17 protein-coding genes are annotated in these 16,462 nt (G+C 63.5%); 7 read left to right on the forward strand and 10 right to left on the reverse strand.

Annotated features, from left to right (window positions below; all coding sequences use genetic code 11):
• Positions 1-57: 57 nt before the first annotated feature.
• From AC07O2_RS01130 to AC07O2_RS01140, 3 genes are all read right to left on the reverse strand, one after another.
• Positions 58-1,035, reverse strand: coding sequence for an MlaD family protein (locus AC07O2_RS01130; RefSeq protein ID WP_495073901.1), 978 nt, complete (start codon positions 1,033-1,035; stop codon positions 58-60).
• The gene (locus tag AC07O2_RS01135) at positions 1,025-1,840 is read right to left on the reverse strand and encodes an ABC transporter ATP-binding protein (protein ID WP_495073902.1); all 816 of its coding nucleotides are present in this window, start codon (positions 1,838-1,840) and stop codon (positions 1,025-1,027) included. Before AC07O2_RS01135 ends, AC07O2_RS01130 begins: the two co-directional genes overlap by 11 nt.
• Before the next feature lie 158 nt (positions 1,841-1,998).
• Positions 1,999-3,129: an MlaE family ABC transporter permease gene (locus tag AC07O2_RS01140; RefSeq protein ID WP_495073903.1), complete on the reverse strand. Its 1,131-nt coding sequence runs from the start codon at positions 3,127-3,129 to the stop codon at positions 1,999-2,001.
• A gap of 85 nt (positions 3,130-3,214) precedes the next feature.
• On the opposite strand from AC07O2_RS01140, the gene AC07O2_RS01145 reads away from it, so the two are divergent.
• The gene (locus tag AC07O2_RS01145) at positions 3,215-4,171 is read left to right on the forward strand and encodes a PhoH family protein (protein ID WP_495073904.1); all 957 of its coding nucleotides are present in this window, start codon (positions 3,215-3,217) and stop codon (positions 4,169-4,171) included.
• Positions 4,172-4,239: 68 nt separating this feature from the next.
• Positions 4,240-4,704 carry an rRNA maturation RNase YbeY gene (gene ybeY / locus AC07O2_RS01150; RefSeq protein WP_495073905.1) on the forward strand — a complete coding sequence of 155 codons (465 nt, stop codon included), beginning with the start codon at positions 4,240-4,242 and terminating at the stop codon, positions 4,702-4,704.
• Between the two features lie 9 nt (positions 4,705-4,713).
• Here the strand turns inward: ybeY and dtd are convergent, their stop codons facing one another.
• Positions 4,714-5,151 (reverse strand): D-aminoacyl-tRNA deacylase, encoded by a 438-nt coding sequence (gene dtd / locus AC07O2_RS01155; protein ID WP_495073906.1) that lies wholly within the window; start codon positions 5,149-5,151, stop codon positions 4,714-4,716.
• A 94-nt stretch (positions 5,152-5,245) separates the two neighbouring features.
• Here dtd and AC07O2_RS01160 point away from each other — a divergent pair, with 94 nt between their 5' ends.
• A complete protein-coding gene (locus tag AC07O2_RS01160; protein ID WP_495073907.1) occupies positions 5,246-5,644 on the forward strand; it encodes a cupin domain-containing protein in 399 nt (132 codons plus the stop codon).
• A 13-nt stretch (positions 5,645-5,657) separates the two neighbouring features.
• Here the strand turns inward: AC07O2_RS01160 and tyrS are convergent, their stop codons facing one another.
• Positions 5,658-6,914 (reverse strand): tyrosine--tRNA ligase, encoded by a 1,257-nt coding sequence (gene tyrS, locus AC07O2_RS01165; protein ID WP_495073908.1) that lies wholly within the window; start codon positions 6,912-6,914, stop codon positions 5,658-5,660.
• A gap of 245 nt (positions 6,915-7,159) precedes the next feature.
• On the opposite strand from tyrS, the gene AC07O2_RS01170 reads away from it, so the two are divergent.
• Together AC07O2_RS01170 and AC07O2_RS01175 are read left to right on the forward strand one after the other, a co-directional pair.
• A complete protein-coding gene (locus AC07O2_RS01170) occupies positions 7,160-8,500 on the forward strand; it encodes a M23 family metallopeptidase (RefSeq protein ID WP_495073909.1) in 1,341 nt (446 codons plus the stop codon).
• A 1-nt stretch (position 8,501) separates the two neighbouring features.
• Complete coding sequence (locus AC07O2_RS01175; protein ID WP_495073910.1) at positions 8,502-9,608, forward strand: anhydro-N-acetylmuramic acid kinase; 1,107 nt, start codon at positions 8,502-8,504, stop codon at positions 9,606-9,608.
• A gap of 3 nt (positions 9,609-9,611) precedes the next feature.
• Here the strand turns inward: AC07O2_RS01175 and mdtD are convergent, their stop codons facing one another.
• The 5 genes from mdtD to AC07O2_RS01200 form a co-directional block, all read right to left on the reverse strand.
• Positions 9,612-11,021, reverse strand: coding sequence for a multidrug transporter subunit MdtD (mdtD, locus tag AC07O2_RS01180; RefSeq protein ID WP_495073911.1), 1,410 nt, complete (start codon positions 11,019-11,021; stop codon positions 9,612-9,614).
• An 81-nt stretch (positions 11,022-11,102) separates the two neighbouring features.
• Positions 11,103-11,468 carry an iron-sulfur cluster insertion protein ErpA gene (gene erpA / locus AC07O2_RS01185; protein ID WP_495073912.1) on the reverse strand — a complete coding sequence of 122 codons (366 nt, stop codon included), beginning with the start codon at positions 11,466-11,468 and terminating at the stop codon, positions 11,103-11,105.
• A 157-nt stretch (positions 11,469-11,625) separates the two neighbouring features.
• Positions 11,626-12,018 carry a 30S ribosomal protein S9 gene (gene rpsI / locus AC07O2_RS01190; RefSeq protein WP_490590970.1) on the reverse strand — a complete coding sequence of 131 codons (393 nt, stop codon included), beginning with the start codon at positions 12,016-12,018 and terminating at the stop codon, positions 11,626-11,628.
• Positions 12,019-12,029: 11 nt separating this feature from the next.
• A complete protein-coding gene (gene rplM / locus AC07O2_RS01195) occupies positions 12,030-12,461 on the reverse strand; it encodes a 50S ribosomal protein L13 (RefSeq protein ID WP_490590971.1) in 432 nt (143 codons plus the stop codon).
• Positions 12,462-12,648: 187 nt separating this feature from the next.
• Positions 12,649-14,289, reverse strand: a complete 1,641-nt coding sequence (locus tag AC07O2_RS01200; RefSeq protein WP_495073913.1) for a serine/threonine protein kinase — start codon at positions 14,287-14,289, stop codon at positions 12,649-12,651.
• Positions 14,290-14,360: 71 nt separating this feature from the next.
• Between AC07O2_RS01200 and AC07O2_RS01205 the strand changes: the two genes are divergently transcribed.
• A complete protein-coding gene (locus AC07O2_RS01205; protein ID WP_495073914.1) occupies positions 14,361-15,263 on the forward strand; it encodes a 23S rRNA (adenine(2030)-N(6))-methyltransferase RlmJ in 903 nt (300 codons plus the stop codon).
• A 243-nt stretch (positions 15,264-15,506) separates the two neighbouring features.
• Positions 15,507-16,433, forward strand: a complete 927-nt coding sequence (locus AC07O2_RS01210) for a ribokinase (protein WP_495073915.1) — start codon at positions 15,507-15,509, stop codon at positions 16,431-16,433.
• Positions 16,434-16,462: the final 29 nt, after the last annotated feature.

Below are 16,462 nucleotides of genomic sequence, written 5' to 3' on the forward strand. Positions count from 1 at the left end.
ACATTCCACCTGCGCCAGAAGCTCTTATTTTCATAGCAAATCCTTTGTAAGCCGTTTTCATGGTTGTGCGGCAGGGGCCACAAAGCCGGGCTCGCCCGGGCCGGGTACGACCGCGCCGCCGCCAAAGATCAGCGACTGCGGCTGCTCGCTGATGCCGTTGACAGTACGGCCCAGCTGCCGCGCCGCACGGGAAGCGTCATCGGCCACCCGGTTGATGCGCGGCAAGGTGGCATTGCCCAAGGCGTCCGCCGCGTGCGACAGCGCGCCCGAACCTTCGGCCAGTCGGTCCATCACGCCGCCTTTTTCATTCAGCCTCGCAGCCGTCTGCCCGATGGCGACAAAGCTGCTGTCAGCCGTGTTGGCGGCGGTCTGCAGCGCGCGCATCGCCTGGTGGGTGTCGTCGGCAATCGCCGGGATGCGCGCCAGCGCTGGGTCCAGCCGCTGGGTGACGGTTTGCTCCAGCCGGGCGCTGAGCTGGGCCAGACTGGTGGTGGCGTGGTCGGCATTGGTCAGCACGCCGGTGAACAGTTTTTGGTTCTCATCGCTGAGCAACTGGTTCAGGCGCAGCGTGGCCTGGTCCACCTGCTCCAGGATGTGTGGCACCTGCTGGGTCAGCTTGCCCAGTTGCGAGGTCTCCAGCGGCAAGCGTGGTACACCGCTGCGGCCGGGCGGAATCGGGGTCTGGGCCTGGCCCGCGTCGTCGATCTGCACAAAGGCCAGGCCGGTGATGCCCTGGTAGCTCAGGCTGGCAAAGGCGGTGGGTGATAGCGGCGTGGTGTCGTCCACCGCGATACGTATCAGCACATTGCCCACCACGTCGGGGTCGAAACCGATATGGGTCACCTTGCCCACGGCTACACCCTTGTAGCGCACGGCGGCCTGGGGCTGCAGGCCCGTCACAGGGTCGCGCGTCGAAAGTTCATACGGATGGCTGCTGCCCGCATCGCGCGTGAGCCACACCGCCAGCGCCACCAACAGCGCGGTGACAGCCAGCACAAACGCGCCCGCAGCCAGCGCATGGGATTTATTTTCCATGGGGACTCTCTCCTGAAGGAATGGGTGAAAGGGGTAGCGGCGCCAAAGCCCGCCGCCCGCGTTCGCCCAGAAAAAAGTGTTCGATGAACGGGTGCGGGAAGGCCACCACTTCGGCGGGCGTGCCCGTCACCAGCACCCTCTTTTCAGCCAGCACGGCCACCCGGGTGCTGAGCGCAAACAGAGTGTCCAGGTCGTGGGTAACCATCACCACCGTCAGGCCCAGGCCCTGGTGCAGGGCGCGCAGCAGGGCCACAAATTCGTCCGCACCATTCGGGTCCAGCCCGGCGGTGGGTTCGTCCAGCAACAACAACGGCGGGTCCATCACCAGCGCACGGGCCAGGGCCACGCGTTTGACCATGCCGCCGGACAGGTCGGCGGGCATCTTGTCGGCATCGGCCGGGTTCAGGCCGACCATTTGCAGCTTGACCAGGGCCGCGTCACGCACCAAGGCCTCGGGCAGGGTTTTGAGTTCGCGCAACGGAAAGCCAATGTTTTCCAACACAGTAAAGGCCGAAAACAGCGCCCCCTGCTGGAACAGCATGCCCACCCGGCTGGCCGCACCCGCCCGGCCCAGCTCGGCTGCGGGCTGGCTCAGCACCGTGACCTGGCCCTGGGCGGGCTGCTCCAGCCCCAGCATCTGGCGCAGCAGCACCGTCTTGCCCGTACCCGAGCCACCCACCAGGGACAAAATCTCGCCGCGCCGCACGGTCAGCGCCAGGTCCTGGTGAATGACAACCCGCTTCTTGCCGCTGCCAAACGCGGTCTGCAGGCCCTGGATATCGACGATCAGTTCGGACTTATCCATAACGTGCACAACGGCTCAACGTGATCAAAGGCGAATAAAAACCAGCGTGTCTCGTCCAGAGACACCGTGGAACCGGCTTTGCCGGGCCACTAGTGTCGCCCCCTGCAAGGGGGTTGGCGAAGCGACATGCAATGCGCGTAGCCTGGGGGTGTTCCATACTAAACACCTACGTTCTTGAAGACGATGGCGAACAAGGCATCGACCAGGATCACCACGGTGATCGAGGCCACTACTGAAGCCGTCGTGCCCTGCCCCAGACTTTGGGTATTGGGTTTGACGCGTAGGCCGCAGTGGCAGCCCACCAGCGCAATCAACAGGCCGAACACGGCCGACTTGAACACCGCCAGCCCCAGGTTGGCCACGCCAACGGCATCGGGCAAGGCCTGCAAAAAAAATGCGGGCGTGATGCCCAGCGAAAGGTCCGCCGCCAGCATGCCCCCCGCTAGCGCGGTGACCGAAGTCCATACGGTGATCAGCGGCATGGCGATGGCCAGCGCCATGGCGCGTGGCATCACCAACCGGTAGCTCAGGGGGATACCCATGACACGCATGGCATCCAGCTCTTCGGTCACGCGCATCACGCCGATCTGCGCGGTGATGGCCGAGCCGGAGCGCCCGGCGATCAGGATGGCGGCCAACATCGGCCCCAGCTCACGCACCACCGACATGCCCAGGATGTTGACGATAAAAGCCTCGGCCCCGAACTGGCGCAGCTGCTGCGATGTCAGGTAGGCCAGCACCACGCCAATCAAGAAGCCCACCAGCGCGGTGATGGGCAGGGCCATGGTGCCCATTTGGTACAGATGGCCCGAAACATCCCGCCACGGCCCGGCCTGCGGGCGGCGTGCCAGGCGCAGCAGATCCAACGCCAATTGCCCCAGCATGCGCAACAAGTCCAGCCCCTGCGCCAGGCCCGCCAGCACCCAGGCGCCCAGCGCGTCGAAACACTGCGCCCAGGTCGCGTCGTGGCTGGGGGGCGCTTCACACGAGAATTTGGCGACACGCTCCAGCAGGCTGCGCTGCTCGGGCAGCAAGGCTATCTGCGCTGGCCACTGGCGGCCCCAGTGGTTCCACAGCAATTGCGCACCCACATGGTCCAAGCGCTCCACACTTTGCAGGTCCCAGTGCGCAGACGGCGGCTGTGCCTGCAAGGCCGAAGTCGCGGCCCGCCACTGCGCCGGCACGGCCAGATCGGCCGCCGCCCACCGGCCCAGCAGCCTGGCGGTCAGCGCATCGGGCTTGTCTGCAGGGGAGATGCTGTCGATATGGGGCGGTGAATCTTGGGCCATGGTGTGCAGCGCATCCTAACAAGCCGCCCCCGCACCTGCGCGTAGGACAAGCGCCTGAACACAGCGTACAGGCGACAATACAGCCATGATTGTTCGCCACACCTTCGCGCCCCCCAACAACACCCGGCTCGACAACCTCTGCGGCCCCATGGACGCGCATCTGCGCACCATCGAAGATGCGCTGCAGATCAAGATCGCCCACCGGCACGAACAATTCAAGATCGACGGACCCAAAGCCACCGCCAACCAGGCGCTGGAGCTGCTGCAGGCCCTGTACGAACAGGCCGGCCGCCCGATCAAGCCTGACACCGTGCAACTGATGCTGGCCAGCGATGCCGACCTGGGCGCCGATGGCCACAGCCTGCAAACCCGCCGCGCCGACCTGCGCGCCCGCACCCCGAACCAGACCACCTACCTGGACAACATCGCCCAGCACGACATCACTTTCGGCATCGGCCCGGCCGGCACCGGCAAGACCTACCTGGCCGTGGCCTGCGCGGTGGACGCGCTGGAGCGCAGCGCGGTGCAGCGCATTGTGCTGACCCGCCCCGCGGTGGAAGCCGGCGAGCGCCTGGGCTTTCTGCCCGGCGACCTGAACCAGAAAATCGACCCCTATCTGCGCCCGTTGTACGACGCGCTGTACGAACTGATGGGGCCGGAGAAAGTGCAAAAGGCCTTTGAGCGCAACGCGCTGGAAGTGGCGCCGCTGGCCTTCATGCGCGGGCGCACGCTGAACAACGCCTTTGTGATCCTGGACGAGGCGCAGAACACCACGCCCGAGCAGATGAAGATGTTTCTGACCCGCATCGGCTTTGGCGCCAAGGCCGTGGTGACTGGCGACGTCAGCCAGATCGACCTGCCGAAAACCCAGCTCAGCGGCCTGATCGACGCCGAGCAGGTGCTGCGCCGTACCAAGGGCATTGCCATCACCCGCTTCACCAGCGCCGACGTAGTGCGGCACCCGCTGGTGGCACGCATCGTCGATGCCTACGACACGCGCGGCAAATCGGACCTGGCCGTGCGTACCCGCAAAACCGTTTAACGCCATCCATTACGCTATTAATTAGATAGCTGCTAGCGCAGAAGATACCTGCGCTAGCAGCCAAAAACATGCTGAACAACTTACAACTCTCGCTGCAGTTTGGTGAGCTGGCCAACAAGGAAGAGCTGGCCCTGCACCGTGCCGCCCTGCCCCGCCACAGCGTGGCCCGCTGGATACGCCACGCACTGGCGCTGGACGCCGAAATCACCGTGCGCATCGTCGATGCCGAAGAAGGCCAGGCCCTGAACCGCGAATACCGCAAGAAGGACTACGCCACAAATGTGCTGACCTTCGACTACACACAGGAGCCGGTGGTTACCGCCGACCTGGTGCTGTGCGCCCCGGTGGTCGCCCGCGAAGCCGCAGAAAACGGCAAGTCGCTAAAAGACCATTACGCCCATCTGCTGGTGCACGGCACCCTGCACGCCCAGGGCTGGGACCACGAAACCAGCGAAGAAGACGCCAACGAGATGGAAGCTTACGAGACCGAGATCCTGGTGGAACTGGGCATCGCCGACCCTTACGCCGACTAAGCTGGCGGATTAAAACTGCAGCGGAATCGTCACCGGCCCGTCGTTGACCAGGTGCACCAACATGTCGGCGCCAAACTGCCCGGTCTGTACCGGCGCATGCAGCCGCCGGGCCTGGGCCACAAAGTAGTCGTACAGCCGGCGCCCGTCCTCGGGTAGCGCTGCGCTGATAAAGCTGGGCCGGTTGCCCGCCGAAGCATCGGCCGCCAGCGTGAACTGGCTGACCACCAGCAGCCCGCCCGCCACGTCCTGCAGGCTCAGGTTCATCTTGCCCGCCGCATCGCTGAAGATGCGCAGCTTCAAAATCTTGGCCAGCAGCTTGTCGGCCTGGGCTGGCACATCGCCGCGCTCGGCGCACACCAGCACCAGCAGGCCTGGACCAATCTGGCCCACCACCTCGTCCGCGATGACCACGCGGGCTTCCCGCACTCTTTGTAAAACAGCTTTCATGCGGGGATTGTCGGTCAGTAGGCTCAGGGTTGTCACCGAGCATGGGCCTGGACCACACCACTACGATAGGCCACGATTTTTCAAAGGACACACCATGCGTTTGCGCAACTACGGTATTTACATCCTCGTCGGCGGCCTGCTGGGCCTGGCAGCTGCCGCCCAGGCGCAAACCAGTGGCTTGACACGCACCATCGTGGGCAAGGAAGACGTTTCAGTACCGGGGCGCGAGGCGGTGGTCGCACGTGTAGAAATTGCCCCCGGCGGCAAGGCGGCCCGCCACACCCACCCCGGCGATGAAATCAGCTATGTGATGTCCGGCGAAACTGTTTTGCTGGTGGACGGCCAGCCGCCGCGCCGTATCAAGGCGGGTGAATCCTTTGTCATTCCCGCAGGCGTGGTGCACGCCGCCGAGAACGACACCGCCAACCCGGTGCAACTGGTCGGCGTCTACGTGGTGGAAAAGGGCAAGCCGCTAGCCTCGCCAGCGCCTTGACCTCACGCTTGCATTAGCCCAGCGTCACGCGGGCAAACTTGCGTTTTCCCACCTGCAGCACATAGGTGCCGGCACCCAGTTTCAAGCCCTTGTCGTTGACCACGCTGGAATCCACGCGCACGCCGCCGCCGTCGATCAGGCGGTTGCCCTCGCCGCTGCTAGCGGCCAGGTTGGCCAGCTTCAGCAGCGCGGCAATACCCACGGCCGCACCGCCTTCACCCAGAGGCAGGCTCAGCTCGGTGATGTCGTCCGGCACGCCGCCCTTGCTGCGGTTGTTGAAGTCTTGCTCGGCCGCATCGGCTGCGGCAGCGCTGTGGAAGCGCGCGGTGATTTCCTTGGCCAGCGCCACCTTGGCGTCCTTGGGGTTACGGCCGGCCTCCACTTCCGCCTTGAGCGCAGCAATCTCGGCCTCGCTCTTGAACGACAGCAAGGTGTACCAGCGCCACATCAGCACGTCGGAGATGCTCAACACCTTGGCGAACATGGTGTTGGGCTCTTCGCTGATGCCGATGTAGTTGTTCTTGGACTTGGACATCTTCTCCACGCCGTCCAGGCCTTCCAGCAACGGCATGGTCAGGATGCACTGCGGCTCCTGGCCGTATTCGGCCTGCAGGTGCCGGCCCATCAGCAGGTTGAACTTCTGGTCGGTTCCGCCGAGTTCCAGGTCGGACTTGAGCGCCACCGAGTCATAGCCCTGCATCAGCGGGTACAGGAACTCATGCACCGCGATGGACTGGCCACCGTGGAAGCGGTCGTGGAAGTCGTTGCGCTCCATCATGCGGGCCACGGTGTAGTGCGAGGCCAGTTGGATCATGCCGCGCGCGCCCAGGGGCTCGCTCCATTCGCTGTTGTAGCGGATCTCGGTCTTGGCCGGGTCCAGCACCAGGCTGGCCTGCTTGTAATAGGTTTCGGCGTTGATCTTGATTTGCTCGGGGGTCAGCGGTGGCCGGGTGCTGTTGCGCCCGCTGGGGTCGCCGATCAGCGAAGTGAAGTCGCCAATCAGAAAGATCACCGTGTGGCCCAGGTCCTGCAGCTGGCGCATCTTGTTCAGCACTACGGTGTGGCCGATATGGATGTCGGGCGCCGTTGGGTCCAGGCCCAGCTTGATGCGCAGCGGCGTGCCGGTGGCCTCGGAGCGCGCCAGCTTCTTCAGCCAGTCTTCCTGCGGAATCAGCTCGTCACAGCCGCGCAATGACACGGCCATAGCCTCCCGAACACGGTCGGTTACAGGGAAATTACTGCCCGATACGGGACTTACTGCTTGATTCATAAGGGTTTTTCAGGTCTTTATCCATTGTCGCCCAGGGTGGGCACCGCTATACTCGCGGATTCGCTGCAGCCCCTGATTTTAGTGGTGCGTTGCCTGATAGGCCGCCCAAAACCCCAGGTCTGGCGCAATACACGGCTCGCAGGCCCGCTTTGTGCTTCCTGCTACCGGCCATTGCGCATGACCTGACTGAACTTCCAGGGCCTTCCACGTCTCTGCAGCAAACCTCTTTTTGGGAATTCAATCTTTTGAACAACGGTCTCAACACCGTCAGCGATAGGCTTTTGTCTTTGGTACAACGCCACCCCAAGCGCATCACCGCGCTGGTGGCGGCCGTACTCTTAGGCGGTGGCAGCGGCGCATTTGCCGTCGCCTCCCTGGGCCCAGACGCCGCTGACCTGCCGGTACGGCAAATCACGGAATTGGTGCAACCCCTGCCCTTGCAAGAGCAGGCTGCGGCACTCGATCTGCACAGCTTCAATCTGTTCCGCACGGAAACCACCCGCTCCAGCGACACTGCCGCTTCACTGCTGCAGCGTCTGGGCATCGCCGATGCGGACGCGGTCGCCTTTCTGCGCAGCGATGCACTGGCCAATAAGGCCATCTTCGGTCGCGCCGGTCGTATCGTGAAAGCCGAGGCAACCGACAAACAAGCCCTGCTGTCTCTCAGCGCGCTGTGGAGCCCGGGCAACGACGGCGCCATCCAGCGCCTGGTGGTCGAAAAGACCGCCCAGGGCTTCCGCTCCCGCATGGAAGATGCCCAGCTGGACACCACCAGCCGGCTGGCCGGCGGCACGATTCGCAGCTCGCTGTTTGCCGCCACCGACGAAGCCGGCATTCCCGACGCCGTCGCCACCCAGGTCGCCGAAATCTTCTCGGGCGACATCGACTTCCGCCGCGCGCTGCGCAAGGGCGACCATTTCTCGGTGGTCTATGAAACCGTTGAAGCCGACGGCCAGGTGCTGCGCACTGGCCGCGTCTTGAGTGCTGAATTTTTCAGCAATGGCAAGACCTACCAGGCCATGTGGTTTGCCGAACCCGGTCAAAAGGGCAGCTACTACTCGCTGGACGGCCAAAGCCTGCGCCGTGCCTTCCTGACTGCACCGGTAGAGTTCTCCCGCATCACCAGCGGCTTCTCCATGCGCTTCCACCCCATTCTGAAGCTGTGGAAAGCCCACCTCGGTGTGGACTACGCGGGTACCACTGGTACGCCGGTGCGCACCGTGGGTGACGGGGTGGTGGAGTTCGCGGGTGTGCAAAATGGTTACGGTAACGTGATCATCGTCCGCCACAACAACCACAACGAAACCCTGTACGCCCACCTGAGCCAGATCAATGTGCGCGCGGGCCAAAAGATCAGCCAGGGCGAGCATATCGGCGCGATTGGTGCCACCGGCTGGGCCACCGGCCCGCATCTGCACTTCGAGTTCCGTGTCGATGGCGTCCACCAAGACCCGATGACGGTGGCCCGCCAAAGCGAAAGCCAACCGCTGTCCGCCGCGGCCAAGCCAATGTTTGACAAACTCGCCGCCACCATGCGCCAGCAGCTGTCCGCAGCCTCTGCCGTGCAACAGGCCAGCGCTGACTAAAATGTCCGAGCTCTACATCGGCCTGATGTCCGGCACCTCGCTGGACGGCGTGGACGGTGTACTTGCTGACTTTGCGGGTGGCCGCATGCAGGTGCTGCAGCACGCCAGCCTGCCCTTTGTCGATGCGCACCGGGCCGGGCTACTAACCTTGAATTCACCAGGGGACAACGAGCTGCACCGGGCAGCCCTGGCCGCCAATGCCTTGGCCGAACTCTATGCCAAGGTTGTCCAGCTGTTGCTGGACCGCGGCCAAGCCGCTGCAGCGTCCATCCAGGCCATTGGCGCTCACGGCCAGACCGTACGCCACCGCCCGCAGGAATTTGATGGCACCGGCTACACCCTGCAACTGAACAACCCAGCCCTGCTGGCCGAGCGCACAGGCATCACCGTCGTGGCGGACTTCCGCAGTCGCGACATCGCCGCCGGCGGCCAGGGCGCCCCCTTGGTGCCGGCCTTCCACCACCAGGTGTTCGGCCGTGCACAGGAAGCGGTGGCGGTGCTGAACATCGGTGGCATCTCCAACCTCAGCGTGCTGGACGGCGATCACATCCTGGGCTTTGACTGCGGACCCGGCAATGCGCTGATGGACTACTGGTGCCAACAACATACCGGCCAGCCCTTCGATGCCGACGGCGCCTGGGCTGCCAGCGGCAGCGTGCAGCCGGACTTGCTGGCCGCCTTACTGGACGAGCCCTTTCTGACCAAGGCACCGCCCAAGAGCACGGGCCGCGACCTGTTCAACCCCGGTTGGCTGGCCACCAAGCTCCAGGGATTTGCCGGGCTGAGCCCGGTAGACGTACAAGCTACATTGACCGAATTGACCGCCAGCGCAAATGCTACCTGCGCAAGTAGCTATGGAAAAAATAGCAACCAGTTGATCGTATGCGGCGGCGGCGCCTTGAACGGCCAGCTGATGCGGCGCATCCAGGCAGCACTGCCCACCATGCAGGTGCAATCCTCGGCCGCCCACGGGCTGCCGCCTCTACAGGTGGAAGCCTCAGCCTTCGCCTGGCTGGCGCGCCAGACGCTGCTGCGCGCACCGGGCAACCTTGCCAGCGTCACCGGCGCACGCGGCAACCGGGTGCTGGGCGCGATCTACCCGGCCTGAGCCCTACTCCAGGTCAGCTGCCCCTGCTGGGGCCGCCACCTTCTCGTCGGGCGCCAGCTGCCAGAAGATCCAGGCCGATGCCAAGGTCATCAGCCCCATGGTGGCAAACGTAGCGTGGAAAGCCTGCAAGGTCTGCGTAGCACCCACAGCCTGGAAATAGCCGGTGTAACCCGCCAGCACCGCCCCTGCGGCTGCCACCCCCATCCCCATGGCCAGCATCTGCACCATGGACAGCAGGCTATTGCCGCTGCTGGCCAATGGACCATCCAGGTCCTTCAAAGTCACCGTATTCATGGCCGTGAACTGCATGGAGTTGACCGCCCCAAATAAAGCCAGCTGCACCAGGCGCAGCCACAAAGGCTGCTCCGGAGTCACAAAAGCAAAGCTGGCCATGGTCAGCCCCACCAGTGCCGTATTCAGCACCAGCACCTTGCGGTAACCCAGCCAGGTGATCAGGCGCGTGGCCAAGGTCTTGGTCACCATGCCGGCTGCCGCCACCGGCAGCATCATCATGCCGGCCTGTGCCGGGCTGTAGCCCATGCTGACCTGCAGCAGCAATGGGATTAAGAACGGCATGCAACTACTGCCTATGCGCGCAAACAGATTGCCCAGCAGACCAATGGCCAGCGAAGGAATGGCGAACAACCTGGGTGAAAACAGGGGCTCGGGTTCCCGCACCGCGTGCAGCCAATAGGCCACCAGGCTGGCCAGGCCGAACATCAGCAACACCAGCACGGTGGCCTGGCGTAGACCCAGCTCGGACAAACCGTCCAACGCCAAGGACAAGGCCACCATGCCAAACGACAGCAGTGCATAGCCGCTCAGGTCGAAACGCTTGTACTCCACCCGCACGCCTTCGGGCATCCAGGCCAGGGTGGCCATGCCGCCCAGCACACCTACCGGCAAATTGATCAGAAAGATCCAGTGCCAGGTGGTGTACTCCACCAGCCAGCCGCCCAGAGTCGGGCCGATCAGCGGGCCAATCAAGCCCGGCAGCGCAACGAAGCTCATGGCTTTCAAAAACTGCTCGCGTGGAAACGCCCGCAGCACCGCCAAGCGCCCCACAGGCAGCAATAAAGCCCCACCAACCCCTTGCAACACACGGGAGGCCACCAATTGCGTCAGGCTGTGCGACATCGCGCAAAACAAGGAGCCCAGCGTGAAAAGAGCAATCGCTGCAACAAACAGACGGCGTGTGCCGAAGCGGTCGGCCATCCAGCCCGAGGCCGGGATCAACATGGCCATGGTCAGTGAATAGGCCACCACCACCGACTGCATGCGCAAAGGGCTTTCGCCCAGACTGGCGGCCATGGCCGGTAGGGCGGTATTGACGATGGTGGCGTCCAGGGTCTGCATGAAAAACCCAATAGCCACCAGCCAGAGCAACCGCTGGCGCGTCGATTCATCTTGCATGCGGTAACCGCTCCTTGTCCAAACCGGTTGTAGCAAAGAAAAAGCCGCCTACAGGCGGCCTTTTCAAGACGGGGTGGCCAATCAGGCCGAGAAGCTGGAGCCGCAGCCGCAGGTGCTGGAAGCGTTAGGGTTCTTGATGACGAACTGGGCGCCTTGCAGGTCTTCCTTGTAGTCGATCTCTGCGCCCAGCAGGTACTGGTAGCTCATGGCGTCGATCAGCAGAGACACACCGTTCTTGGTCATGGTGGTGTCGTCTTCGTTGGTGATCTCGTCAAAAGTGAAACCGTATTGGAAGCCGGAGCAGCCGCCCCCCTGCACGAACACCCGCAGCTTGAGATCCGGATTGCCCTCTTCGGCGATCAGGTCGGCCACTTTGGCGGCAGCGCTGTCGGTGAAGACGATAGGGGTGGGCATTTCGGTCTGGATGTTTTCGGCTAGGGCGCTCATGGGGTACTCCGTAAAGAATCTAGGTGATGCTACTGCAATTCCCGACTTAAGTTGCGGGGCAAACAATTTGCCGGTATCGGCAGTGCGGTCTTTTCAAAAACAAAAACCGCCAAAGCCCGAAGGCTTGGCGGTTTTTGCGTCGCACAGAGCGAAAAGCTTAACGCTTCGAGAACTGCTTGCGGCGGCGTGCAGAGTGCAGACCGACCTTCTTACGTTCGACTTCACGCGCATCACGCGTCACGAAGCCGGCTTTGCTCAGCTCAGGCTTGAGCGTTGCGTCGTAATCGATCAGGGCGCGGGTAATGCCGTGGCGGGTTGCGCCGGCTTGGCCGGATTCACCACCACCGTGCACGTTGACCATCACGTCGAAAGTTTCGGCGTGGTTGGTCAGCACCAGAGGCTGCTTGCAGATCATGATCGAGGTAGCACGACCGAAGAACTCGGTGATGTCTTTACCGTTGACCTTGATTTGGCCGGAGCCCTTCTTGATAAACACACGGGCGACGCTGGATTTGCGACGGCCGGTGCCATTGTTCCAATCACCAATCATCTGGATACTCCTTAGATGTCCAGCACTTTAGGCTGTTGGGCGGTGTGTGGATGCTCAGCACCACCGTACACCTTGAGCTTCTTGATCATGGCGTAGCCGAGCGGGCCCTTGGGCAGCATGCCCTTGACGGCTTTTTCCAAAGCGCGGCCTGGGTGCTTGGCTTGCATGTCGCGGAACGAGATGGCAGAAATGCCACCTGGGTAGCCGGAGTGGCTGTAGTAAATCTTGTCGTTCGATTTGGCACCGGTCACACGCAGCTGGGCTGCGTTGATGATGACGATGAAGTCACCGGTATCGACGTGAGGCGTGTAAATGGCCTTGTGTTTGCCGCGCAAACGGAGAGCAACTTCGCTGGCTACTCGTCCGAGGACCTTATCGGTCGCGTCAATCACAAACCACTCGTGCACCACGTCAGCGGGTTTCGCGCTGAAGGTCTTGGTCATGAGTTTTCTCTTTAAAAGAATGGTTTGGCCAACCTGAGGGGTTGGCGTCCTAGCAGCCCTTTTCCACGGTCGGCGTCTCTCTGGTGGAGATCTCTTAGGTGGTTTTTAAACTGCACCGCGGGGCTAGCAAACCGCTGGGCAGCCTTGAATTATACAAAGTTGCAAGCCCAGCCGTCAAATTGGTTATTTAAGAGTGTTTGCGCTGGTTGCGATTCAGCCGTTGCGTGTTCTCCACGCACACCGGCAACTCGGCAAATTCCGGCTTTTGGCACTCGCGGTACAGGCACATGGGACGGGCAATGAAGTTGCTTTCCGGGCACAGCTCCACGATCGTGGTCGAAATCCGCGCCTCCCGGGGCCGCGTCTGCGGTGCAGTTGCAGCAGCCGAGGCGCCGCTTGCAGGGGGGGCAGCTACGCGCGGCTTGCGCACAACTGGCCTCGTGGCTTGGGCCGCGCTCGCCACAGACTTCGGACTGGAGGCTGCTTGATCCTGGGATGCCGCCTGCGCCGCCACAGCAGCCGCGGGCTCGGTCACAACAGCCGGTTTGGCACTCAGTGCGACCGCAGGCATGGCCGCCACGGCAGGGGTTTGGGCAGCGGGCAAAAAACCGCTCCAGTACACACCCGCAGCCGCCCCGACCGCCAACACGGCAGCCCCACCCCACCCCACGGTCTTACGCCACAGCGTCGTCCGCGGCTCCGTTCCAGCCAACAGCACAGGCGCGACGGCGGCAACATCCACCACCACAGGCGCCGCAGGACGGTAGACAAATTGGGTGGGTTGCTCGGCCAGATCAGCGGGCTGGGGCTTGGCGCGCGCCGCCTGCTCATCGCGGGACAGCTGCCAGCCCTCGCCCATGGCAGCCCGCCAGTCAAAGCGGGCCATATCGGACGGCACCTGCAAATCCAGCGCTTCGGAGAAAGCTTCCACCGACTGGGGCCGGTCCTCGGGGCGTATGGCCAGACTGCGGTCCAACGTGTCAACGAACGCCGGTGAGTAATTACAGCCGTACAGGCTGTGTGCCGATTGCGCCAATTCGCGCATGCTGGGCATACGGTCACGCAACACGCGGAAGGTAGCAGGCAGGGGTAAATCGTTAGCCAAATAGCCGTGCACTACCGCCGCCAGTGAATACAGGTCGCTCCAGGCGCCCTGCACCATGTCGCGCGCATCGGCGTATTGCTCAATGGGCGCGTAATTCACCTTCAGCACCGCCGTGTGCTTGCGGCTCAGGTCGCCAATGGCGCGCCGGGCCGCGCCCAGGTCCAGCAAGACCGGTGGACCCACATCCTGCAGAAAAATATTGTCGGGCGACACGTCCCGGTGCAGGGTCTGGTGCGCGTGCAACAGCTTCAGCGCTTCCAGCACCGACCACAGCACCTGGCGCAACCAGGCCTCGGACGGCGGGCGGCGCATCTGGCTGCGCGCCTGCTTGAGCGTCAGGCCGTGGTACAGCGGCATCACCATATAGGCGGTGTTGTTCGCCTCCCAGAAACGCAGCACCTTGACCAGGGACGGGTGGTCAAACTGCGCCAACAGCCGGGCTTCGGCCACAAAAGACTGCAAACCCGCCTGGTAACTGTTGCCGTCCAGCGAAGACCGAATCACCACCGACGGCCCACCGGTACGCCCAGCCAGCGCCGTGGGGATGTATTCCTTGATGGCGACCGAACGCTGCAGTGAATGGTCGTAGGCCTGGTAGACCATGCCAAAGCCGCCCACGCCCAGCAACCGGATCAGTTCGAACTCCCCCAGACGCGTGCCGTTAGCCAGCGCATCGGTGTGGTGCACTTTGTGGAGAACTGGCGGGTAGGCTAAATCGGACATATGGCGGTCGGGGGACCATAGTTTAGTGGCCGGCACCACACGGCAGGCGCCCGCCTCGTTACCATTGGGGCATGTTTAGTTACCGCCACGCCTTCCATGCGGGCAACCACGCCGACGTGCTCAAGCACACGGTGTTGATTGCCGCCCTTAAATATTTGACCGAAAAAGACCCGGCCTTGGCCGTGCTGGACACCCATGCGGGTGCCGGCCTATACCGGCTCGACGGCGACTACGCCGAAACCAGCGGTGAGGCGGCAGACGGCATTCTCAAGCTGCTGGCGCCCCCCGCCCCCGGCGAAGCGCCATGGCAGCCCGCCCCCCTGCTGCAGGACTACCTGGACATGGTGGCCAGCTTCAACAAAAGCGGCGCCAAAAAGGTCTACCCCGGCTCTCCGTTCATCATGCAACAACTGTTACGTGACCACGATCGGCTGAAGCTATTTGAGCTACACCCCACAGACAGCAAAACTCTGTCGGCCAACATCGCCCAGCTGGAAGCCGGCCGCCAGGTCGCCGTGTTCCGCGAAGACGGCTTTGAAGGTATCCGCAAATTCCTACCCCCACCCAGCCGCCGCGCTTTCCTGCTGTGCGATCCCAGCTATGAAATCAAGAGCGACTACGCGCTGGTGTCGACCATGGTGGCCAACTGCCTGAAGCTGTTTGCCACCGGCACCTATGCCGTCTGGTACCCCATCATCCCGCGGCCTGAGGCACACGACCTGCCCCGCAAACTCAAAACCCTGGCCACCAAGGCCGGCAAGAGCTGGCTGCACGCCACGCTGACCGTCAAGTTCAGCAAGCTCACCACCGATGCCACCGGTGAAGTCAAGCGCCCTGGCCTGCCCGCCAGCGGCATGTTCCTGATCAACCCGCCCCACACCCTGAAGGCCGGTCTCAAGCCCGCGCTGGAGCAAATGGTGGAACACCTGGGCCAGGACAAACACGCCACCTTCACGCTGGACTCCGGCGGCTAACACCACCACGATCGCTCAGCGATTTGCTATATAAAACATAGCTGCCGGTGCTGGATTCATTTGCGGCTGCGGCCGATTTGATGCACACCGTGCGGAAATCGGTATACCCGCTATCAGCAAACCCGGGTGAGGGTACCCCTGGGTGCACGTAAATTCGCGTAGCATGTTGCTCGCACGGGGCGGCGCCTGCCTGATGCAGCGCCCACCCTCCCCACATGCCGCAACCTCTGTTTAGAACCATCCATGATTTTTGTCGCTGGCTCTGCCAATCTTGATTTTGTCGTGCGGGCACCGCACATCCCAGCCCCCGGTGAAACCGTGCTGGGCCATGCGTTCCAGACCTTTCCCGGCGGCAAGGGCGCGAACCAGGCCATCGCCTGCGCCCGGGCAGGCGGCGCCACCACGCATATGCTGCTGGCGCTGGGTGACGACGCCTTTGCCCAGCCGCTGGAGACCTCATTGGCCGAGGCCGCCGTGGTCCCACACATCGTGCGCTCTGAAAAGCCCACCGGCACCGCCTTCATCTGCGTGTCCGACGACGCCGAAAACGCCATCACCGTTGCCCCTGGCGCCAACCTCGCCCTGCAGGCCGAACACCTGCCCCCGCTGCAAGGCTTCAGCCACCTGCTGCTGCAGCTGGAAACCCCACTCGACACCGTCACCGCCTACGCCCAAGCCGCGCGCGCCCAGGGCGTGCAGGTGGTGCTGAACGCCGCGCCCGCGCAAGTGCTGCCCCCGGCCCTGCTGGCCGCCGTGGACGTGCTGGTGGTCAACGAAGGCGAACTCGCCAGCGTAGCCCAGCATGAAGGCAGCGTGGCCGAATGCCTGGCGCGGCTGGACGTGCGCTGCGTAGTGGTCACCCTGGGCCACCGCGGCTGCTGCGCCCGGCTGGACGGCGAAATCCTGCTGCAGGCCGCCTTCCCGGTCACGCCGGTGGACACCACCGCCGCTGGCGACAGCTTTTGCGGCGCCCTGACCGCCGCGCTGTCGCAAGGCCATTCCTTGGCGCAGGCCCTGCAATACGGCAGCGCTGCCGGCGCACTGGCCTGCACCCGGGCCGGCGCACAGTCGAGCATCCCCAGCCACGCTGAGGTGCAGGCCCTGGTCGCCAGCGGCGCGCCGGCTGGTGCAGAAGCTGCGCTACGCGCCTTCTGCGGCTTCCCGGCCTAAGCCCTTTTCACCCTATTCAAAGAACGAAA

The sequence above is a fragment of the Rhodoferax sp. GW821-FHT10B06 genome (assembly GCF_059415605.1).